This is a genomic window from Nesterenkonia sp. DZ6, assembly GCF_022565835.1.
Lineage (GTDB): Bacteria > Actinomycetota > Actinomycetes > Actinomycetales > Micrococcaceae > Nesterenkonia.
The window spans coordinates 893059-915351 of record NZ_JAJOYW010000001.1; the positions used below are offsets into that span (position 1 = coordinate 893059).

The window sequence follows — 22293 nt, forward strand, 5'->3', positions numbered from 1 at the left end:
GCGTTCTCCGAAGCCTCCCTCCAGATCGAGAGGCGCGGTGCACATGGGTGTCGCTGAAACCCGGGACCAGGAGATTGCAAGGCTGTCGGCGGAGGTCGCCCGGCTGCAGTCGAAGCTGCGGACCGAGCCGGTGGAGACGCCACCGCCCGCCCCCACGCGCCGGACCGGACGTGGACGCGCGTTCCTCGCCGCGCTGCTGCTCGCGCTCGGGGTGTTCCTCGCCCCGCTCGCCGTCGTCGCAGCATGGACGAAGACCGAAGTCACCAACACCGACCAGTTCGTCGCCACCGTGTCGCCGATCCTCGAGGACCCGGCCTTCCAGGCCTTCCTGGTCGACGAGATCACCGCGGCCATCAATGAGGAGATCGACATCGAGACGATCACGTCCGACCTCTTCGACGGAATCGCGACCCTCGACCTCCCGCCCGGGGCCGCCGCCGCGCTCCAGCTCCTCGAGCAGCCCGCGGCGGAGGGCGCCCAGTCGCAGATCCGCTCCACGACCGAGCGGCTCATCGCCTCGGACGAGTTCGAGCAGGTGTGGGACCAGTCGCTCCGGATCAGCCATGCCCGGCTGACCGCCGTCCTCAGCGGGGACGCCTCCGGCGCCGTCGTGATCAGCGACACGGGCGAAGTGGGCATCCAGATCGGACCCATCATCGCCTCCGTCAAGGAGCAGCTGACCGCGCAGGGGTTCGCGCTGGCCGACCGCATCCCCGACGTCGACCGGACGGTCGACGTCGCCCAGTCCGATGAGCTCGTCCAGGCACGCACGGCCTACCAGGCGCTCGACGTGCTCGGCTTCGTGCTCCCCTGGGTGAGCATCGGCCTGCTCGCGGGCGGAGTCCTCGTCGCGAGGAGGAAGGCGAGGGCGTTGATCTGGGCCGGCGTCGGCCTGACGTTCGCGATGGCGTTCCTCGCGCTCGGCGTGGCCGTCGGACGCATCGCCACGGTCGCCTCGATCTCGCCGCAGCACCTGCCGTCGAGTGCCGCCGAGGCGGTCTACGACGCCCTGGTGCCCCTGCTCTGCTCGACGGTGCTCGCCGTCGGGGTGGCTGGCGTGACCACCGCCGTCGTCGCCTACCTCGCCGGGCCATTCCGTGGCGCCATCGCGGTCCGCCGCCTGACCGTCGACACGGCCAGGCGAACACGTGCTGCGGCGGAGAGCGCCGGGGCGACGACCGGCCGGTTCGGCGCGTTCCTCTACCGCGCCCGCCGGTACATCCGGATCGCGATCGCCGTCATCGGCGCGGCGATCGTGCTGCTCGTGAGGCCGCTGACGCCGGAGGTGACCCTCTGGACCGCGATCGGCGCGCTCATCGCCATCCTGCTGCTCGAACTGCTGCAACGGCCACCCTCCGTTGAGGTCGACGGCGAGGCCGTCCCTGAGGCAGCACGGCGAAACCCCATCCCTTGAACACGGGGGATTCTCCCGCCAGCCGGCAGGGAGAATCCCCCGTGTCCAGCTCCGCCTACTGAGCCGGAATCGTGCCTGCGTAGTCAGTCAGGTATCCAGTCGTCGGCTGATGAGGGATCTCATCCCACCGCTCCGGATCCTCCTGCTGGATCTCTCCCGTCGCCATTCCGATCAGAAGCTCCTCCAGTGCCAGCACATTCTGCCGGACCGACTTGCCACGGGCTTTCTGGCCCAGGCTCCCATCGGAGGTGTTTCCACTCGTCTCAAGGAAGACGACCGGGTTGCTGTGACCTTCCGGATTCAGTCCCTGGTAGTCCAGGCCCAGCATCATCGCTGAGACGACGCCACCCTTGATATCGATCTCCAGGCCGTTGCCCACCTGGTAGCGATCGATATTGATGGAGCCGTACTTCGAGAGTTCGTCGAAGACATGGACCATCATCTGCCGGGTCAGAACGTCGTAGGTACCATCTGCAAGACCCGGCAGAGTAGGTCCACCCGGGGCCAGGGAAATTCCGAGGGACAACGTGACGTCATCACCTGTTCCCCATTGCTGCTTCAAGCCTTGGTGGTGGATGTCCACACCGAAGTCAGGTTTCACCATGGTCCAGTATTCGTAGAACGCCAAGGACTCTTTGGCCGCGAACCCTGCTTCGGTCCAGTCACGGTTGAGGTCTACTCGCCGTTCACTGCCGTTCTCATTGAGTTCGGGGGAACCGGTCAAGTCGTTCCAGAGGATCGTCTGACGGATATTCGCCTCGGAACCGTCCGGGTTGTACATCGGGATGATGTGGAAGGTGTACTTCTCACGCAGCAGGTTGTAATCCGCCGAGCCGTTCGTGCCCAGGTCCTTGAGCAGAGTCAGCAGGGACTCGGTGCCGTAGGGCTCATTCCCGTGAATGCGTCCCTGGAGCCAGACCTCTTCCGGGCCCGTCCCCACGGTGGCGACATAGAGGTCACGGCCCTGTTCGGAGGTGTTCACTGAGGTGCCGGCCTCGGCCAGGGTGAAGACATCGACGTTGAAGCGGGAGGTCTTCTCGAGTTTCTGCAGCTCCTTCTGCACATCCGCGTAGGTCAGGATGCTGGAGATGTTGGTCTGGCCATTCGGCGAGGGGAAGTTGGCCCCTGCCATGGCGGGCGCAACACCGGCTGGTGCTGCGAGCATGAGTGACGCGGCGGTCACGACGGCCGCGAGGCGGCGGCGACGACGACTTGTCGGCTTAGTGGGTTGCATTGCTCTCCTAGAGGTGCTGCTGATGCCACCGCGCTATACGAGCTGGCGGCAGCCCCGACCGTCGGTGCCCGGGGCCAACCATGAGGGTATATGTGATTTACATCACTGCTGGGCAGCGACACAAACACGGGACGCCTGCGGCCTTTCACGCTTGACGCGACTCTCTGCTTGGCAGTCCGCCCGGGCATCCCCTGAGGGCTTCCGGCGCTCCCCTCCTGCCCTGTCCATCAGGACACTCATCCCAGCAGGGCCGATGGACTTGCCGAGGGGACCTCCGGCCCTACTCGAGGCGCACGCGCCACTGGATGGTGAAGGCAGCGGAGGGCGATGAACGTCCGCCGCCGATCGATGTTGGGCTTGTCTCCGGGCGGTGCCGCGCACCGAATCGTTGCCCGTCTTCTTGGGCTTGTGTGGTCGAGGAAAGGCAGAGAACCAATGCACTCACCGATCGTGACGCTGACGATGAATCCCGCCCTCGACGTGTCGAGCTCGGTGGATCGGGTGCGCGCCGAGCACAAGCTGCGCTGCGGACCGGCTCGCGTCGATCCCGGTGGCGGCGGGGTGAATGTGTCCCGCGCGATACGCAACCTGAACGGCAGCTCCACGCCGATATACCCACTCGGCGGTCCCACTGGCGCGAAGTACCGGAGGTTCGCCGCGGATGAAGGGATCGACGGCACGGTGATCGCGATCGCGGGTGACACTCGGGAGAGCTTCACCGTCGACGAGACGTCGACGGGCGATCAGTACCGGTTCGTCCTGCCGGGGCCGGCCCTGAGCGAAGCGGAGTGGCACGACTGCCTCTCAACCGTCACCGCCCATCTCCCGCACGGTGGATACCTTGTTGCCAGCGGAAGTCTCCCACCCGGGGTGCCCGAAGACTTCTACGCCATACTTGCCCGCTCCGTGGCCGAACAGGGCGTTCACCTCGTGGTCGACGCTGCAGGCAGCCCGCTCCACGCGGCCCTGGCCGAAGGAGTGTTCCTGATCAAACCGAGCCGGGACGAGCTCGCCGAACTTGTCGGGGCTGACCACGAATTGAGTCCTGAAGAGCAGCTCGACGCTGTTCGTGACCTCATCGACCACGATCGCGCGGAAGTCATCGCGCTCACCATGGGATCGGCGGGCGCCCTGCTCGTCTCCGCGGCGGGGGCGCTGCGCCTGCCGACGCCGAAGGTGCAGGTGGCGAGCCCGGTCGGAGCCGGTGATGCCTTCCTCGGCGGTCTCGTGCTGCGCCTGGCCGAGGGCAGACCCCTCGCTGAGGCCTTCCGGACGGCCGTCGCGGCAGGAAGCGCGACCGCGATGTTGCCCGGAACCGAGCTCTGCCGCGCCGAAGACGTCACGCGGTTCGAAGCTGAACTGCCCACCGTGTGACTCGTCTTCGACCTCTGCCAGGTGTTGGGAGGTTCGACCTCAGGTCAGCGCGTGAAGGCAAAGGCCAGGAGACCTCCGAGCGCGACGTAGAGCATGGCGATGGGGAACGTGGAGCGCAGCACCTTTCCCTCTTTCCCGGTGAGGCCCACGGTGGCGACGGCGGCCACGATATTGTGCGGGCAGACGATATTGCCTACCGCGGCTCCGAATCCCTGTGCCCCGAGGAGGGGCAGCGCCGGAAGGTCTGCAGCGTGGGCGGCAGTGGTCTGGAGTTCCGTGAAAAGCACGTTGGACGCGGTGGCGGAGCCGGTGACGAACGTCCCGAACGCTCCGACGGCTGGGGACAGCAGAGGCCACGCTATCCCGATGCCGGCCGCCGCGTAGGCCAGCTCGTCGGTCATCCCGGCATAGGACATGGTGCGGGCGATAGAGATCATCGCGATCAGCGCCACCAGCACCGGGCCGAGCTGCCTGGTCGCAGTGATGAATGCCCCACGGACATCGCGTCGCGAGGCCCGTTGCAGGACCGCTCCGGAGACAAAGGCCACGGTCAGCAATGCCGCCGGGTGGAACAGCGGCTGGACGCTGCCGGTGAACCCGGTACCGGTCACCCACTCGATCGTGACGCCCTCAAGCTGGTCTCGGACCGGAGTAATCAGGCGAGTCGCGAGGACGAGAAGCACCAGGACCAGGTACGGGGCTGCTGCGCGCAGCAGCCCTCCTGGGTCATCGGCCTCCGCAGGTCCACCGCCGGAGATGGCGTTCTCCAGGCGCCGCCGTCGTACAAGGAGGGCGGCGAAGATGGCGACACCGGCGATGGCACCTCCTAGCGTGGGCAGCTCAGGACCGACAAAAGCGGCGATCAGGCCATAGGGCACCAGGAAGGAGACGGCGGCCAGGACACCCCAGGTCCATAACCTCCTGGTACCGGGCATAGCGCGGTCGATGGTCAGGACGACTGCGGCTGTCAGGATCCCGCCGAGGATGACGTGGTAAGGAGCCGTGGCCCTTGCCAGCTCCGTCCCTGAGAAATCCACCAGCGCACTCTGCGCCAGCACCGGCGTGCCGATGGCACCGAAGGAGACTCCGGCGGCGTGGCCCATGAGGGCCGCCGCCACGGCACGCACCGGCGGGAGACCTGCGGCAACCAGGAAGGGTGCGGCCAGCGCCACCGGCGTACCGAACCCAGCGGCGCCCTCAAGGAACAGCGCAAAGAACCAAGCCACCAGGAGCGCCCCCATCCGGGGGTCCGGGTGGAGGCGGGCCAAGCCGGCGTGCAGCCGCTCGGCAGCGCCGGTGCGTTGCTGGAGGTAGTGGATCCCCAACGCGGGACCGATGATTCCCGCCACCGTCGCGGCGATGAATGAAGCCTCGGCCACCACGCCGGCCGTGCCCGAGACCACGCTGAACGGATCCGCCGGACCCCCGAAGCCGAAGGCCGCCACGGCCAGCACCAGGGTGAGCGCGGCCGTCACCAGCCCTGCCCTGGCTGCCGACCAGTTGGCGACAGTCATGAGCACCAGGACCAACAGGACCGGTACAGCTGCCAGGAATGCCAGCATCTCCTGCCCCGCTACTCTGCGAGGTCGTCAACGGTGATCTGGTTCAGGACTTCGCCGCGCGCCGCCGCCGTGAGATTCTCCATCGTGGTGGTCACGATGTGCGTCATCGCGTCACGGGTGAAGAACGCCTGATGGCCGGTGATCAGCACGTTGGGGAAGGTGAGCAGTCGCGAGAACTCGTCATCGTGCAGGACCTCGTCCGAAAGGTCTTCGAAGAACAGATCTTCCTCTTCTTCGTACACGTCCAGACCCAGGTAACCGATCTTCCCCTGTTTGAGGGCATCGATCACCGCGCTCGTGTCGATCAGCGCACCTCGGCTGGTATTGATGAGCATGACACCGTCACGCATGCTGGCAAGACGTTCAGCCTGAATGAAATGGTGGGTCTGCGGTGTCAGCGGCAGGTGCAGCGAGACGATGTCACTGTGTGCCAGCACTTCTTCCAGAGGCAGGTACTCCACTCCCATCCTCCGGCACTCCTCGCTGGGGTGGGGATCACTCACTACCACCCGGCAGCCGAAGCCGAGCATGATCCGCGCGAAACAGGTCCCGATCCGGCCAGCGCCCACGACTCCCACCGTCCTGCCGTGGAGATCGAATCCCATCAGACCGTTCAACGCGAAGTTGCCTTCCCGGACCCGGTTGTAGGCCCGGTGGATCTGGCGATTCAACGACATCACCAGGGCCACGCAGTGCTCCGCCACGGCGTGCGGGGAGTATCCCGGGACGCGGGAGACCGAGATTCCGAGCTTCGCTGCCGCCTTCAGATCCACATTGTTGAAACCCGCAGACCGCAGCATCACGTTGCGGACACCTAGCCGGCTGAGGCCATCGAGCACGGGCCCGCCCACGTCGTCGTTGACGAAGACACATACCGCCTGAGCGCCTGCAGCCAGCGGAAGGGTCTCAGGCGACAAACGGGTCTCCAGGAAGGAGAGCTCATGCCCATGGGCGACATTGGCGGCCGTCAGGAACTGCTCGTCATACGGCTTTGCACTGTAAACGGCCACCCGCATGCCCTGCCTCCGCCTGTTTTCGCCGATCCCATCCCCGGTCTCCCGAGCCCGAATCCACTATGTGGTCCGGAAACGACGGCAGATAGGGCCGTTGGTCCCACTAGCTGGACTGACCAGGGACGTTGGTCAAGTCAATGTGATCCGCTGATCTGAACCCTGGCGCAAGGAAAGCCTCCTGCGGTCCCGTCGACCTGGTGACCTCTGATCACAGCCGCTGCATCGTCAGGCGCGTGGAAGAACAGAGGTGGGAGCGCGATCAGGATGATCTCCCTCCACGGCCGAGCAGACGCGAGCGCCCCTGCGGATGCAACGTGGATGCAACTCGAATGTGACTAGAGTCACGCTAAGAGGCCGCGTGAACAACAGCCCGCTCCGTGGAGTCGGCATGGTCCAGACGCAGACCCGACTGGTACTTGGACGTTGGTCCGGGAACAGGCGTCAGCAGGCGGCCTCCATCTCGACCCGGACCTCAAAGAGAAGACCCGCCACGATCAAGGAGCCATCATGAGCAATGTCACCGCTTCCTCCACTAGTACGGACTCGGACACCCAACAGGCCCACCAAGGCACGATGAGGGCAGCAGTCGTTGAGGCCTTCGGGCAGGACCTCGTCATCAAAGAGGTCGCCATTCCCGAGCCAGGGCCGGGCCAGGCCCTGGTCAAGCTCATCTCCTCCGGCGTCTGCCACACCGACCTGCATGCCGCCGAGGGCGACTGGCCGGTCAAGCCCAGTCCGCCGTTCATCCCCGGCCACGAAGGCGTGGGGACCGTGGAGAAGCTGGGGGAAGGCGTCACCGAGCTTTCCGTGGGCCAGCTGGTGGGCAATGCCTGGCTTTGGAGTGCCTGCGGAACCTGCGAATACTGCCGTACCGGATGGGAAACTCTGTGCGAGTCTCAGAACAACGGTGGCTATAGCGTGAACGGATCGTTCGGCGAATACATGATCGTGGACGCCAAGTACGCCCCCCTCATCCCTGATGGTTCAGACCCCTACGAGGTCGGACCGGTACTCTGCGCCGGTGTGACCGTCTACAAGGGGCTGAAGCAGACGGAGGTCCGCCCGGGCCAGTGGGTGGTCATCTCTGGCATCGGCGGGCTGGGCCACATCGCTGTCCAATACGCAGTGGCCATGGGCATGCGGGTCGTGGCGGTTGACGTCGCCGACGACAAGCTGGCCCTGGCCAAGCAGCACGGTGCCGAGATCGTGGTCAACGCCATGATGACGGATCCGGCCATCGAGATACAGGAGAAGACCGGCGGGACCCACGGCGTCCTGGTCACCGCCGTGCACCCCAAGGCCTTCGGTCAGGCCATCGCCATGACCCGCCGCGGCGGCACCATCGTGTTCAACGGCCTGCCTCCGGGAGACTTTCCCGCCCCGATCTTCGACATCGTGCTGAAGGGGCTGACCATCCGCGGATCGATCGTTGGCACCCGCCAGGACATGGTGGAAGCCCTGGAATTCTACGCCCAGGGGAAGATCCGTCCCACCTGCAGTCGCCGTCCACTCGAGGACATCAACGCGATCCTCGACGAGATGCAGCACGCCAAGATCGAGGGGCGTGTGGTGGTGGACTACAGCGCTGCCCCGCAGCGCTGACCGAGTCGCGCACGAAGCGCGGAACGGAAGACGCCACACACGTCGCCAGTCGAAGATCCCGTGGATGAACACTGCATACAAAAATAGAAACGTGGAAGAGCAATAATATGATGCATTACGACTCGTCTGACGTAAAACACATGCAGACTATAAAGGAGGGATCCCCGAAAGGATTCGAGGCTTTCGCGGCGTTTGATGGCGCCGTATTCTCCGAAAACGATCATGTGTTGTCCAAGAAACTCCGCGAACTCATTGCGATCGCAGTAGCGACCACAACGCAGTGCCCACATTGCGTCGAGATTCACTCCAGGGGTGCGTATAAGGCTGGTGCGTCCGAAGAGGAAGTGTCCGAAGCCGTGATGGTCTCCGCAGCACTTCGGGCAGGTGGCGCTGTGACGCATGGTTGGATGGCAATGAAGTTCTTCCAGGATGAGGCGAACAGTGAGTGACGCGCGTTCCTGGTCGACTCTCGTTCGTTCAGGCCCCGCCCACTGGTGAGGCTCGAGGGCGGGCCGAACGTCGTCGAAGCGCGAAGAACCGCCGTCGTGAGAGTCACCGGAGCCCAGCCTCGGCTGGACTCCAGTGACCGAGTGCCCTCCGGGGTCTGCGGCCCTACGAGCAGCAGCTGAGGGTCCGATCCGCTCACGGACCGGGAGCACCCCATGGCGGCCCTCCGCGGGACCTTGGCTTCTGCGGTCTTGACCGGCACAGATGTCCAGCGATATCCGATGGGGTTGCTCGACCGCCGAGGAGAGCCTGGTCCGCGGAATCTGGCACCCTGACGAACCTGCCGCACTGCCCCAGGTCGACGGCGTCCCGCTTTTTCTCAGCGGGGGCTCCGCGGCACGGCAGGCAGGCTCATCCAATGACTCGGCCAGAACGAAGGAATCTCAAAGTCAGAGCGGAGTTGAGACTCCCCCAGGGCAAGCAAAAGGCCCCGGACCTGGTGTTCCCCAGGTCCGGGACCTTATCTCGTTGCGGGGGCAAGATTTGAACTTGCGACCTCCGGGTTATGAGCCCGGCGAGCTACCGAACTGCTCCACCCCGCGTTGCGACTTGTTTAGTCTACGCACACATTTCCTGAGTGCAAAATCGAAATGAACTGTTCGGAGTGTGATCTCCGACACCCGCCTCCCCGTCCGGGCCACAAGGGTCCGGACGGGGAGATTCTGCGGGTCTCAGATCAGCTCCGAGTGATCACTCGTCCAGGTCAGCCTCGGCCTGCAGGGCATCATCGATGGCCTGCTGCAGCTGCTCCTGGGCTTCGCCGTAGGCGGCGAAGTCACCTTCGGCGAGTGCCGCCTCTGAATCCTGGAGCGCCTGGCCTGCGCGATCCAGGGCGTCGTTCAGACGCTCCTGAGCGGGACCGGACGGCGCGGTGGGACCGTCGGTCTCATCGGCGTCGGTCTCGTCCTCGGTGGTGGCCTCTTCCTCAGCAGGCGCCTCATCCTCGGTGGTGGCATCGTCCTCAGCGGGGACGTCACCCTCGGGGACATCGAGCTCGGAGTCCACAGCGTCGCCGGTGACGCCTGCACCATCAGCCACTGCGGCTCCGGAGTCGCCGCCGAAGACCTGGTCGAGAGCCTCGTCGAGGGTGTCAGCGAAGCCGACCTCCTCGCCGTAGGCCACCAGCACCTTGCGCAGCGCCGGGTAGGCGGCCGCAGTACCGGTGGACTGCACGTAGACCGGCTGGACATAGAGGATGCCCCCACCGGCGGGAAGGGTGATCATGTTGCCGTTGATCACTTCGGAAGCGCCCTGACGCAGCAGGTTCAGCTCCTGCGAGATCTGCGAGTTCGAGTCGAAGTTCGCCTGGGTCTGGCCGGGGCCAGGCACGGCGGTGTCACGCGGAAGCTCCAGCAGCCTCAGCTGGCCGTAGTCCTCCGCCTTCACCCCGTCCTCACCCGTGCCGGCGTCACCGGCGGCGGCGAGGAAGCCGTAGAGCACGTTGCGCTGCTGTGCACCTTCAGCGATCTGTGGGATGAACGTACCGGTCAGCGAGAAGGAAGGCTCCTCCTGGTCGGGCATCTGCAGCGTCATGTAGTACGGCGGCTGCGCCACGGAGTTCTCGTCGTCGGCGGTCGGATCCGCAGGAACGGACCAGGCGTCGTTGTTCTCGTAGAACGTGCCGGGATCGGTCACGTGGTAGCGACCGAGCAGCTCGCGCTGGACCCGGAACATGTCCTCGGGGTAGCGGACGTGATCCAGCAGCTCCGCCGACATGTTCTCGTAGGGCTGGAGCGCGTCGGGGAACACCTCCTGCCAGGCGCGCAGGATCGGATCCTCGGTGTCCCAGGCGTAGAGGTCCACCGAGCCGTCATAGGCATCGACGGTGGCCTTCACCGAGTTGCGGATGTAGTTGACCTGTCCGGTGAGCATGGGGGCTCCCTGGGTCAGCGCATCCGTGGTGGCCTGCTCCAGCTGCTGCTGGGCCGAGTAGGGGAAGTCGTTGGAGGTGGTGTAGCCCTCCACGATCCACTTCACCCGGCCGTCGACGATCGCCGGATAGATGTTCTGATCGACGTCGAGGAACGGTGCGACTTGCTGCACACGTTCACGCGGCTCGCGGTCGTAGAGGATCTGCGACTCTTCGTTCATATCCCCGGAGAGCAGGATCTCAGGGGACTGGAACTGGATGGCGTAGACGAGCCGGTTGAACAGGCCGCCGACGGCGGGGCCACCCTCACCTTCGAAGGTGTAGACGGTCTCGGTCTCGGAGTCTGCTGCCGCCGGACGGTCGAGCTCCAGCGGATCGGCACCCTCGGGCGCACCGACGATCGAGTACTGCGGCGAGTTCTCACCGAAGTAGATGCGCGGCTCATAGTCCTCATCCGAGGCCAGCTCGCCGCGGGTGGGGATGCCCTGCAGCGTGAAGCTGGGGCGTCCTTCGGGGGTCACGGTGTTGGCGTTGGCCGCGACCAGGCCGTAGCCGTGGGTGTAGATCAGGTGACGGTTGACCCAGGAGGCGTCGGTGGGCACGTTGAGCTCGCGGGCGGCGATCACCGTGTCGCGGCGTTCGCCGTCGATCTCGTAGCGGTCGAAGCTCAGCGTGTCGGGGAAGGAGTAGTACTGGCGGAACTGCTGGAACTGACCGAACGCGGCGGAGACCAGGTTCGGGTCCAGCAGGCGGATGTTCTGCGTGTTGGCCGCATCCTCCGCGAGTGCGCCCGGGGTGGCCGAGGCGTCGGCCTCGTAGCTCTCCTGCTCGATCTCATGAAGGCCGTAGGCGTAGCGGGTCAGCTCCATGTTGCGCTCGATATAAGGCGTCTCCAGGGTCCGCTCCGAGGGCTGGACCTGGTACTCCTGGACGAAGAACGGGACCAGGCCGCCACCGATGATCGCGGTGATCAGCAGCATCGCAGAACCGATGATGGAGAAGCGCCAGCGGGCGGTCACGGCGGTGATGATGAAGATGCCGGCCACCACCACCGCGGCGACGGCGAGGATCGCCTGCGCCGGGATGACGGCGTTGACGTCGGTGTAGAGCGCGCCGGCCCAGGTTCCGCTCTGGTTCTGCAGGGTGGCGTAGCGATCGAGCCACCAGTTGGCACCTTGGAGCAGCAGGAACAGAGCCGCGGTCACGGCGATGTGCCAGCGGGCTGCCTTCTCGACCACGAACTTGCCGTTGGCCTCGATGCGGATGCCGCCGAAGAGGTAGTGGGTCAGGATGCCGGCGATGCCGGCGACCAGCACGGCCGAGATCAGGAAGCCGTTGATGAATCCGAGGAACGGCAGGGTGAAGACGAAGAAGGCGAAGTCCATCCCGAATTCGGGATCGGTCATGCCGAAGGGCTGCTGGTTGAGGAACAGCATCACGTTTTCCCAGCTGCCCTGGGCCGCGGTGCCTGCGAAGAGGCCCATCAGCACGGGCAGGCCGATCATGAACAGGCGACGCATCGAGTTCAGTGTGCGCTGGTAGCGGATCACCGATTCGTTCATCTGGCTCTGCACCGAACTGGGGCGGGTGCGGAAGGCCAGGAACAGGCTGAGCCAGACCAGGCCTGCCATCACCAGGAACGCGATCAGGAAGATCACACCGCGCGCGATGCGCTCGGTCCAGAAGACATCCTCATACCCCAGCTGGTTGAACCAGAGGATCTCGGCGTAGAAGCCGGAAGATGCCACGAAAATGCCGATCAGCGCGGCGATGATGACGATCGTCAGCACCAGTGCTGACGGCCGCCGCGGCCCGGAACTCCTAGCTGGCCGGTCGGAACCGGACCCGCCGGAGTTGTCGCCGTCGTCCCCGCCCGAACCGGAGCCGAACAGGCCTCCGCCGAACGGGTTCGCGGACCCGAATCCCTGAGAGAAACTCACGGATAAACCCTCGTCTCTATATATGTGCTTGGATACATCGGTGTTGCTGGTGGGTCAGGCAGCTGACCCGGCTGGACCGGCGCACCGGTTCAGCTTCCGCAGGGCTCGAGCCCCGCGAGGAAGTCTTCGTCTGCGTCGCGGACCGCCTCGACGATCGCGCGACCTTCGGACACGTCATCGACCGCGTAGGTCGACAGCCCGTCGGGCACCCGCCCGTCGAGTTCGGCGCAGTTCGCTGCCGGGACGAGGAAGTTCTCGATCCCCTGGGAGCGTGCACCGACGACCTTCTGGGCGATCCCGCCGATGGGCCCGACCGTGCCGTCCGGGTCCACCGTGCCCGTGCCGGCCCAGTTCTCCCCGCCGGTCATGGACTCTTCCGTCATGGAATCCACGAGGCCGAGGGTGAACATCAGCCCCGCGCTGGGACCGCCGACACCGTCGAGCTGGATGTCGACCTCCACCGGGAACGCGAACTCGTTCTCGAGCATGATTCCCACGTAGTAGTCGCCATCCGCTTCTTGGTAGGTGGGGACCTCGTAGTCGAGCTCCTCACCATCGCGAAGCACTGTCAATGCTACCGGCTGACCTGCGGCGGTGTTGACTGCGTCACGCAGCCCCTCGAGTCCGGTGATGGAGCTCCCGGCCGCCGCGGTGACCCGGTCCCCGGGCTGGAGCTGCTCGTTGGTGCCGACCTGGACCGCCTCGGCGGTGAAGTCGATGACGGAGAGCTCCTGGTCATACCCGATGCCGAGCTCCTCCAGGGCCGCAGCCACCGCAAGATCCTGGGAGCTGGTCATCGCGGCGGTGTTCTGCTGCTGGACCTGCTCGGCGGTGGTGCCGGAGGGGTAGATCAGCTCGTGCGGCTGGATGTCGGTTCCGGGGCTGAGCCAGCCGGTGACGGCCTCCGGGACGCGCACCGTGGAGGTGGGTGCCCCGGCGACGAACACGGTGGTCAGGTTCAGCGAACCCTCGGTCGGGTAGGTCGGTTCTCCGTTGACGGAGATGACGGCCTGGTCCTCGATCTCGCCGATGGTGTTGAACATCGGGCCAGGGCTCTCCACCAGGTAGGGGCTGGGAAGCAGCAGGCTGAGCAGTCCGATGATGAGCGCTGACGTGCCGGCCGCCGCCTGCAGGCTTCTCCGCAGACTCAGCCTCTTCGGTTTCGGGGTGTGCTCAGTCATGATGATCGTCACTCATCATCTCATCTGTGACCAGCCGCACCGGAAGATGACGTCAGGCCCCCGGCGACTTGCCGTCGTATCCGCCGTCGAGAAGCTTCTGCAGCTCCTCGTCGATCTTGGCGGTCTCTTCCTGACGTTCCGCGCGGCGCTGCTGGAATCCGGTCGGATCGTCGAGGTCCTGCTCGTCGGGCTGGACATCGGGGTGGCCCCAGACGTCATCGCGTCCGGACATCCCCTCGGTCTCGCGCAGGTGCGCCCAGAGGGCGGCGGCGTCGCGGAGCCGGCGGGGACGCAGCTCCAGTCCCACCAGTGCGGCGAAGGTGTCCTCGGCCGGTCCCCCGGAGGCCCGACGGCGGTTCATCGTCTCGCGCAGCCGGGACAGCGATTCCAGGTGCTCGGCGGCCTGGGTGACGACGTCGTCCACCCAGCCCTCGACCAGCGCCAGGGTGGTCTCGATGCGCTTCAGCGCGGCCTCCTGCATGGGGGTGCGCTCCTCCGGGAAGAGGCCCTCACCGAGGATGGAGTTCATCGCCTCGGGGTTGTTCGGGTCCATCTGGCTGGCGGCCTCTTCGATCCGGTCCATGTCGATGTGGATCCCGGCGGCGTACTGGCCGACGGCGTTGAAGAGGTCCTGCTCGAGCCAGGGGGCGTTGTTGAACAGGCGCATCCGGGCGGCTTCACGCAGCGCCAGGTAGAGCAGCACCTCGCGCTTGTCCACGCTGAGGCCCTTGCTGAACTCGCGGACGTTCTTGGGCAGCAGCGCGGTGGTGTTGCCGGCCAGCGGCAGTCCGGTGTCCGAGGAGGAGACGACCTCCTTGGCGAGTGCGCCCACGGCCTGGCCGAGCTGCATGCCGAAGGCCATGCCGCCCATGGACTCGATCATGCCGGTGATCTGCTGTGCGCCGGCTCCGCCCATCATGGACTCGAGCTCCGGGGGAAGGCCTGAGCCTTCCTCGCCGAGCTGGTCCTTGATGGCGCTGCCGAGGGCCTTGGAGACCGATTCGGCGACCGGTTCGGTCAGCCGCTTCCAAGAGTCGAAGGTCTCCTCGACCCACTGGGCGCGGGACCAGGCCTGGCCGATCTGCCCGGCGGTCTCGAAGGTGGTGGCCCCGTCGAGCCACATGTCCGCCAGGCGCAGGGCGTCGTCGATCTCCTTGCGCTCGGCGGCCGAGACGCTGGGGTCATCGCCGGCGGCGGCCTGGCGTGCGGCCTGCCGCGCCATGGACCAGTTGACCGGGCCCTTGTCCTCGTCGGCAGGGTTCTGCATGGCGGAGAACATGGACTGGACCTGTCCCATGATCTGCTGCATCATCTGCGGGTTCATATCGGCCATGCCGGGGATCTGCGAGGGGTCGAATCCGGGAGGGAGGCCGGGGATTCCGCCCTGATCACCGGCGCCTGCACCGCCACCTGCGCCGGGGGTGCCGGTGAAGCCGATGCTGGGGCCGCGCTTGGCGGCGTCGTCCTTGTCGGCGTCATCACCGGGGGTCTGCCCGGGCATCTGCCCGCCGAAGAGCTGTTTGAAGAACTCCTCCATGGGGTCACGTGGGTCTTCCCCGTTGCCCTGGTCGTTGCTGCCGGAGTTGTTCTGGCTCATCGGACGCTCCCTGTGGTGATCCTGGTTCGGCCTGAGAGACTCCAGCGTATCCAGCGCGGCTCGGTGATGTCTGTATGGGCGCGGTCAGTTCGCCACAGGATGAAGTCGGGCTGTGATGTTGACGGTGGGGCTGCCGCTTCTCAGCTGTCCTGCTCGCCTGTTCTGATCCCTGCCCTCATCACCCGGAGACGGGGGTGTTCAGCCGGCAGGCGCATTCCGGGTGTGGGCTCACCTGCTCCAGGCTGAGCTTCCCGGTCGAGGCGGAGAGACCGATCATCCGCGAGGCGGTCTGCGGCGTGACCTCGCCATCGATGGCGAGCTGGACCTCGCGGGCGAGCAGGCTCGCCACCACCGTCGCAGACTGCGGGTCCTCCTGATCCAGGGGCGGATTCGCGGTCGGATGCTGTCCTGCGAGCGCGGTCTGCACGGTGTCCCAGTGCGGGTCTGCTGCGGCGCCGTGCAGCTGCAGGCACTGCGGGCAGGGGCCGTGGTCGCGGCTGAGCAGCGGACCGATCTGCCACTGGTCGGGGCCCGTGCCCAGCGGGTGCCGAACCACCGGCAGCACCAGCTGGGCCCGGGTGGCTGCAGCGGAGAGTCGCGCCGGGGCGACGGCGCGCCAGGCGAAGATCACCTGGATGTCCACCGGCTCCTGCGGCAGCGCGGGCGGGATGTGCGGGATCGGGAGCGAGGTGTTCGCGGCGGACGCCGAGGTCTGCAGGGCGGGCGCCGAGCAGGTGATGACTGCTGCTTCGGGGTCCTGCCGCAGGCAGGACCGGCGCACCGCGACGGCGCGGGTGAGGCCCACCGCGGCCGCGGGATACCCGGCCGCCACGTCGGCCCGGTCGACGAGATGATCGTCGCGCAGCAGCAGCAGGCCCAGGGGCAGGCGGGTCAGCTGCTCGGCGAGAAGCGCAGCCGGGCGGGGCAGCCCATCGATCAGCACCGCCGCCAGCTGGCGTCGCGCCTGCACCCGGATCGCCGCTGCGGCGGTGGGCGGGCAGCCCTCGGCGGGGCGCGGGCAGCCCTGCTCGGGACAGGAGTCTCCGTCGTCGGCAGCTTCTTGGCCGCGGGTGACGCTGACCGGTTCCTGCAGGCGTTTCAGGGTCTGCCGGGCAGGGCCGATGATCCGCACGGCGCGGTCACCGGCGCCGAGCTGGATGGTGCGCGCATCGAGCACGAAGACGTCTTTCCATTCCGCGGGCAGTGTCCCAGGATCCATCTCCCTATCGTGCCAAGGCCGGGATGGTCGGGCTGAGTTTTCCACAGTCTTGGGCCGGGCTAGGCTCCTTCTCATGGCGTCGAGGCAGCTTCAGCAGCAGATCACGGTGGACGGCCAGCAGGTGCTGGTGGTCCGCTCGGCTCGGCGCACCCGGACCATCTCGGCTGATCAGGTGGCGGGGACTCTGCGCCTCCGGGTTCCCGTGCGGCTGAGTCAGCGCGAGATCGAAGACCACGCCCGAGCCTTTCAGAAGAAGCTCAGCCGCCGCGCGGCACGGCGACCGCGCAGCGATGAGGAGCTGCTGGCACGGGCATCCGCGCTCTCGGCCCGCTATCTGGACGGCGTCCCGCAGCCGGAGGCGGTGAGCTGGTCCACCCAGCAGCACCAGCGCTGGGGCTCCACGACATCGACCACCGGGACCATCCGACTCTCCTCGCGGCTGCGTGAGATGCCGGTCTGGGTGCAGGACTCGGTGCTGGTCCACGAGCTGGCGCATCTGATCGAGCCCGGGCACGGGCCGAGCTTCAAGGCACTGGTCGCGAAGTATCCGCGCACCGGCGAGGCCGATGCGTTCCTTGCCGGCGTCAGCTGGGCCGACCACCACGCCGACTGAGCCCTGATCAGACCTCTTTGAGGATCTCGCGGAGCCGGTCGCCGTGCTTCTCGAGCTTGCGCTCGCCGATGCCGGGGACCTTCAGCAGCTCCGCGTCCGAGGTGGGCTTCAGCTCGGCGATGACCTCCAGGGTGGCGTCGGTGAAGATCACGAAGGCGGGCACCTCGAGCTCCTTGGCGTAGTCGCTGCGCCAGGCGCGCAGCTTCTCGAAGAGCGCCTCGTCGTAGCGGGCGGGGCAGCTCTCGCAGCGGCGCCGCTTGACCTCGGTGGCCACCGTGAGGATCTTCCCGCAGGTCGAGCAGGTGGAGGCCTTCTTCTTGCGCGCCGCGGCGTTGGGGCTCAGCCCGCCCGCCGAGGGGATGATCTTCCGGCCCGGCTCCTCGATGCCCATCTCCTTGCGCAGCGGGCGCAGGAAGCGCGAGGGGGTGCGGCGGCCGCGGCCGCCGGTGTGCCGGGAGGCCGCGGAGGAGAGGAAGAGGAACTTCCGTGCGCGGGTGATGCCCACGTAGAGCAGCCGGCGCTCCTCGTCGACCTCCTTCTGGGTCTTGGCGAAGGTGATCGGCATCAGCCCTTCGGAGAGTCCGGCGAGGAACACCGCCTCCCATTCCAGGCCCTTGGCCGAGTGCAGCGAGGCCAGCGTGACGCCCTCCACTGTGGGAGCATGCTGCGCGGCGGAGCGCTCCTCGAGCTCGGTGATGAAGCTGCGCATGGTGAAGTCTTCGCGCTCGGTGGAGAGCTGGTCCGCGAGCCCCACCAGAGCCGCCATGGACTCCCAGCGTTCGCGGACCGCGCCGGTGGCCTCGGGGGCCTTCGCGGAGTAGCCGTGGGAGGAGAGGATGTCGCGCACGCTCTTGGACACCGTGTCCCCGGCGTCGTCGACCAGTGAGGAGGTGCGCAGGGCGGCGAGCGCCTCGCGGACCTCCCGGCGGGAGAAGAACCGCTCGGAGCCGCGCAGCTGGTACGAGATCCCGGCAGTGGCCAGGCTCTGCTCGAAGGCCTGGGACTGTCCGTTGGTGCGGTAGAGGATGGCCACCTCGGAGAGCGGCACCCCTTGTTCCTGCAGCGCCTTAATCTCGGAGGCGATCCACCCGGCCTCGGTGTCGTCATCGGCGTGCTGGATCAGCTTCGGGACCGGGCCGCGCTCGCGCTGCGAGATCAGCTGCAGCGGCTCGGGCCAGGGCGCCGGATCGGTGAGGCGAACCGTCTCTCGGGTGCGGTCGGCCAGCAGCGAGTTCGCCAGCTTCACCACCTCGGGGGTGGAGCGGTAGTCACGGACCAGCTTGACCAGGTTCGCCTCGGGGTGGCGGCGCTTGAAGCCGAGCAGGTAGTCCGGGGTGGCGCCGGTGAAGGAGTAGATAGTCTGGGCGGCGTCGCCGACCACGCAGATCTCGTCGCGTCCACCGAGCCAGAGGTCGAGCATCCGCTGCTGCAGCGGGGAGACGTCCTGGTACTCGTCGACCACGAAGTGGCGGTACTGCTGGCGCACCTGGGCGGCCACCCGCTCATCGTCCTCCAGGATGCCGACGTTGAGCAGCAGCACGTCCTCGAAGTCGATCAGGTGCTTGTCCAGCTTCACGTCCTCATAGGACTGATACAGCTTGGCGAAGGTGCGGTGGTCCACTCCCCCGGGCGCGGGCCGGCCAGCGCCCTCGGCGGTGGCGACCTCCAGGTAGGACTCCGGGGTCAGCGTGGAGACCTTCGCCCATTCGATCTCGCTGGCGAGGTCGCGCAGCGCGGCACGGTCGGTGGTCACGTGCAGCCGGCGCGCGGCCTCGGCGAGCAGCCGGACCTTGTGGTCGAGGATCTGCGGCATGGTCCCGCCGATGGCGACCGGCCAGAAGTACTGCAGCTGGCGCAGCGCGGCGGCGTGGAAGGTGCGCGCCTGGACCCCGGGGGCGCCCAGCGCGCTGAGCCTCGAGCGCATCTCGGCGGCGGCGCGGGCGGTGAAGGTCACGGCGAGCAGCCGGTGCGGGTCATAGACCCCGGCGCGGACGCCGTAGGCGATCCGGTGCGTGATCGCGCGGGTCTTGCCGGTGCCGGCCCCGGCGAGGATGCACAGCGGACCCTTCAGCGTGGAGGCGGCCAGGCGCTGTTCCTCGTCGAGTCCGTCGAGGATCGCTTCGGGCGGTGCGGCGGCCAGCTGGGTGGCGGAGAGCGTGTGTCCGGTGGAGGAGCTGGAGGAGAAGGCGGGCTGACTCATCGGGGCTGCTGTCCTCGCTGACCGGGCCGGCCGTTTGTGCTGCCAGTATTCGCGCGGCTGGGGGCCGGGCGCGGCTGGGCATCGGAGACCGCGTTGATCAATGTTCCGTGCCAGCGTTCGATCAGCGCCCGGGAGATCGAGGAGCGGGTCGGCAGGGTGACCTCCCCGGCCTCGGCCGCCTCGGTGAGCTCTGCGCGGGTGAACCAGCGGACGTCACGGATCTCGTCGCCGTCGGGCCGGGCCACGGAGGGATCACAGGCCACGGCGAAATGCCCGAGCATCAGCGAGCGCGGGAAGGGCCAGGACTGTGACCCCATATAGCGGATATCGGAGACGACGACGCCGGCCTCCTCCTCGATCTCACGGGCCAGTGCCGCTTCCACCGACTCCCCGGCCTCGACGAACCCGGCGAAGGTCGAATAGCGGCAAGTGTCCCAGCGGTGGGCCGAGCCCAGCAGGATCCGGTCATCAGAGTCCAGCACTGCGGTGATCACGGCGGGGTCGGTGCGCGGGAAGGTCTGCGCCCCACAGTGGGGGCACACCCGGCGCCAGCCCGAGACCTCCACCTCGGTGGCGGTTCCGCAGGAGGCGCAGAAGCGGGTGCCGACATGCCAGGCGGTGATCGCCAGCGCCTGGGTGAGCAGGGCGGCGTCGAGCGGGGTCAGCTGAGATCCGGCGAAGGCAAGGTCAGCCCAGGTGGTCCCGGTGGTCCCGGCGGCGACGTGCTCATCGGCGGGCTTGGGGTGCGCCACCGTGACCACGTGAACGAGCGCGGCCGCGCCACCGCGGCTGCCGGAGACACCGTTGCTGGCAGCTCCGTCGGGCAGCTCGGCGGGATCCACGGCACCGAGCGCCACAGCACCCTCGGGCAGCGGGCCGGTCGCCTCTTCGTAGTCCAGCCGGTTCCCACTGAGCCGGGCGCGACGGCCGTATAGGCGCAGCACCCGGGTGCCGGGGGTGGCCCAGACTTCGCTGAGCCATTCGGGGCGTTTGCGCTGGGCGTCGAGGCGGTCGATCCGGGCCCCGTCCTGGGGCAGGACGAGCAGGCCTTCACCAGGGTCCCGGAGGTGCATATGCATATCCTCCACCGTACCGGGCCCGAGACCGCGGGGAGCACCCGCAGGACCTATGTGGACAGTGAGGATCGCCGCACCGAGAGGACCGCATGAGTGCCAATCCCGTGTGATTTCATCAATTCAGCGTGGCCCGGCCGCGCGTATGGGGTCTGACCCCATACGCTGGTCCTCGTGCGATGGACATCGATGGAACTTGCGGCCCTGGCGACCGCGGCAGTGCCGGGCCTTTCCCCGACCGGCGTGGCCGCGGCGGCCGACGACGCCCGCGACTTCACGTCCGCCGTCGTCATCGACTCTGAAGGTCACCGCTGGAGGATCCGCTCTCCGCAGCACCAGGAAGCGGCGATGCGCCTGGAGACCGAGCTGCAGGTGCTGCGCGGCTTCTCCACCGGCATCCGCGCCGAGCTGCCCTTCCGGGTCCCCTCCGTCGCCGGCGCCGTGCGCCGCGGGGAGATGCGCACCTTCGTCTACAACCACCTGCCCGGCACCTCGCTGGAGCTCAGCGAGCTCTCCATGCAGCCGCAGGCCGTCATCGAGGACATCGGGCGCACCATCGCCGCGATCCATGACCTCGACGAGGCCGTGGTGGACAACGCCGACCTGCCCCGATACTCCGCCGAGCGATACCGCCAGCGTCGACTCAACGAACTGGACCAGGCTGCCACCACCGGGGAGATCCCGGCCCTGCTGCTGCGCCGCTGGGAGCACGCCATGGAGGACCGCGAGCTCTGGGGCTTCACCCCCGCCGTCACCCACGGGGACCTGCACGAGGATTCACTGCTGATCGAGGGCAAGCGCGTCATGGCCGTCACCGGCTGGACCGACCTGCACAGCGGCGATCCGGCGGATGACTTCGCCTGGCTCACCGCTGCCGGGGATGCCGAGTTCACCGAGAAGGTCCTCGCCGCCTACCGCCGCCACCGCACCGGCGAGGTCGACGAGCACCTGATGCGCCGCGCCGCCCTGACCGCGGAGTTCGCGCTGGCCCAGTGGCTGGTCCGCGGGCACGCCAGTGAGAACCCGGAGATGATCGCGGAGGCGAGGGGTCTCCTGGAACAGCTCAAGACAGACATCGAGACCTACGGCGGACAGCCGATCGCATTGACCCCGGTGGCGGGCGATGAACCCGCCGCGCCCGCCGAGGAACAGGACTCCCGTCCTGTGGCCCGCGCTGGTGCCGCGGCGACCGTGGCCGACACCGGCGAGTGGGCGGACTCCGGCGAGGACGACGACGAGCCCGCCGTCATCACCGACGCCGGCGCCACCCAGACCAGCCACCACCAAGACCTCACCGAGGACGCCGGCGCCACCGGCGAGGTCCCGGCGTTCGCGCCCCGCCCGCTGCCCGGGGATGAGCCCACCGGCTCCATTCCGGTCATCGCGAACGAGCCCCCTGCCGAGGAGCCCATTCCCGACGTGATCTTCGATGAGGAGGACGAGGGCGACCTCCCGATCCACCCCGATGAGGCCTCGGAGCGTCGGGCGAAGGATAAGCACTTCTTCCCCGCGGTCGCCTCGGCGACTTCGGCGGCCTCCACGGGGTCTGCATCTTCGGCCCAGTCGGCACGTTCCGCCGAGTCTGCCCAGTCCGCCGCCTCGGCACAGTCGACATCCTCTGCGCAGTCTGTGCCGGCTGCGCAGCCGATGCCCCCCGTGCAGCCGGCAACAGCAACCTCCTCGGAGCAAGGCGAATCTCCCGATTCACCTGAGTCCCCGGACTCACCACAGTCTGCCGACTCCGCCCCTTCCCCGGAAGAGTCCGAGGGCGGGAACGAGTCGATCTATCAGCGGCACCCGGGCCTGCGCCCACCGACCGCCTGATTCTCCTGGTTCGGCCTCCTCACCGCCGAGGAGAGGCCTGTCCAGGACCCCTGCACGTCAGGCCCTCAAC

The 22293-nt window shown here is 67.4% G+C and carries 15 protein-coding genes and 1 tRNA gene; 6 read left to right on the forward strand and 10 right to left on the reverse strand.

Annotation, left to right across the window (positions count from 1 at the left end; genetic code table 11):
- Positions 1-43 precede the first annotated feature (43 nt).
- On the forward strand, positions 44-1414 hold the full coding sequence (locus LTH93_RS04025) for a hypothetical protein (protein WP_241470143.1): 1371 nt from the start codon (positions 44-46) through the stop codon (positions 1412-1414).
- 55 nt (positions 1415-1469) lie between these two features.
- On the opposite strand, the gene LTH93_RS04030 is transcribed toward LTH93_RS04025, so the two are convergent.
- Positions 1470-2648, reverse strand: a complete 1179-nt coding sequence (locus LTH93_RS04030) for a M14 family metallopeptidase (protein WP_241470144.1) — start codon at positions 2646-2648, stop codon at positions 1470-1472.
- A 450-nt stretch (positions 2649-3098) separates the two neighbouring features.
- On the opposite strand from LTH93_RS04030, the gene LTH93_RS04035 reads away from it, so the two are divergent.
- The gene (locus LTH93_RS04035) at positions 3099-4022 is read left to right on the forward strand and encodes a 1-phosphofructokinase family hexose kinase (RefSeq protein ID WP_241470145.1); all 924 of its coding nucleotides are present in this window, start codon (positions 3099-3101) and stop codon (positions 4020-4022) included.
- 44 nt (positions 4023-4066) lie between these two features.
- Here the strand turns inward: LTH93_RS04035 and LTH93_RS04040 are convergent, their stop codons facing one another.
- Both LTH93_RS04040 and LTH93_RS04045 read right to left on the reverse strand, forming a co-directional pair.
- On the reverse strand, positions 4067-5584 hold the full coding sequence (locus LTH93_RS04040) for an L-lactate permease (RefSeq protein WP_241470146.1): 1518 nt from the start codon (positions 5582-5584) through the stop codon (positions 4067-4069).
- A gap of 11 nt (positions 5585-5595) precedes the next feature.
- Positions 5596-6600 (reverse strand): 2-hydroxyacid dehydrogenase, encoded by a 1005-nt coding sequence (locus LTH93_RS04045; RefSeq protein ID WP_241470147.1) that lies wholly within the window; start codon positions 6598-6600, stop codon positions 5596-5598.
- Positions 6601-7170: 570 nt separating this feature from the next.
- Between LTH93_RS04045 and adhP the strand changes: the two genes are divergently transcribed.
- Together adhP and LTH93_RS04055 are read left to right on the forward strand one after the other, a co-directional pair.
- Positions 7171-8199, forward strand: a complete 1029-nt coding sequence (adhP, locus tag LTH93_RS04050; RefSeq protein ID WP_241470367.1) for an alcohol dehydrogenase AdhP — start codon at positions 7171-7173, stop codon at positions 8197-8199.
- A gap of 107 nt (positions 8200-8306) precedes the next feature.
- On the forward strand, positions 8307-8648 hold the full coding sequence (locus tag LTH93_RS04055) for a carboxymuconolactone decarboxylase family protein (RefSeq protein ID WP_241463890.1): 342 nt from the start codon (positions 8307-8309) through the stop codon (positions 8646-8648).
- Positions 8649-9174: 526 nt separating this feature from the next.
- Here LTH93_RS04055 and LTH93_RS04060 read toward each other — a convergent pair.
- The 5 genes from LTH93_RS04060 to LTH93_RS04080 all read right to left on the reverse strand — a co-directional run bounded on the left by LTH93_RS04060 (position 9175) and on the right by LTH93_RS04080 (position 16513).
- Positions 9175-9248 (reverse strand) — tRNA-Met (locus LTH93_RS04060).
- A gap of 148 nt (positions 9249-9396) precedes the next feature.
- The gene (locus LTH93_RS04065) at positions 9397-12516 is read right to left on the reverse strand and encodes a UPF0182 family membrane protein (RefSeq protein WP_241463888.1); all 3120 of its coding nucleotides are present in this window, start codon (positions 12514-12516) and stop codon (positions 9397-9399) included.
- Between the two features lie 89 nt (positions 12517-12605).
- Positions 12606-13697, reverse strand: coding sequence for a YlbL family protein (locus tag LTH93_RS04070; protein ID WP_241470148.1), 1092 nt, complete (start codon positions 13695-13697; stop codon positions 12606-12608).
- Between the two features lie 52 nt (positions 13698-13749).
- The gene (locus LTH93_RS04075; protein WP_241463884.1) at positions 13750-15294 is read right to left on the reverse strand and encodes a zinc-dependent metalloprotease; all 1545 of its coding nucleotides are present in this window, start codon (positions 15292-15294) and stop codon (positions 13750-13752) included.
- A 178-nt stretch (positions 15295-15472) separates the two neighbouring features.
- Positions 15473-16513 (reverse strand): hypothetical protein, encoded by a 1041-nt coding sequence (locus tag LTH93_RS04080; protein WP_241470149.1) that lies wholly within the window; start codon positions 16511-16513, stop codon positions 15473-15475.
- A gap of 73 nt (positions 16514-16586) precedes the next feature.
- Here LTH93_RS04080 and LTH93_RS04085 point away from each other — a divergent pair, with 73 nt between their 5' ends.
- On the forward strand, positions 16587-17126 hold the full coding sequence (locus tag LTH93_RS04085; protein WP_241470150.1) for a M48 metallopeptidase family protein: 540 nt from the start codon (positions 16587-16589) through the stop codon (positions 17124-17126).
- A 7-nt stretch (positions 17127-17133) separates the two neighbouring features.
- Here the strand turns inward: LTH93_RS04085 and LTH93_RS04090 are convergent, their stop codons facing one another.
- Positions 17134-19326 (reverse strand): ATP-dependent DNA helicase UvrD2, encoded by a 2193-nt coding sequence (locus LTH93_RS04090; RefSeq protein WP_241470151.1) that lies wholly within the window; start codon positions 19324-19326, stop codon positions 17134-17136.
- Complete coding sequence (gene nudC / locus LTH93_RS04095; RefSeq protein ID WP_241470152.1) at positions 19323-20405, reverse strand: NAD(+) diphosphatase; 1083 nt, start codon at positions 20403-20405, stop codon at positions 19323-19325. Before nudC ends, LTH93_RS04090 begins: the two co-directional genes overlap by 4 nt.
- Before the next feature lie 168 nt (positions 20406-20573).
- On the opposite strand from nudC, the gene LTH93_RS04100 reads away from it, so the two are divergent.
- Positions 20574-22223, forward strand: a complete 1650-nt coding sequence (locus LTH93_RS04100) for a phosphotransferase (RefSeq protein ID WP_241470153.1) — start codon at positions 20574-20576, stop codon at positions 22221-22223.
- Positions 22224-22293: the final 70 nt, after the last annotated feature.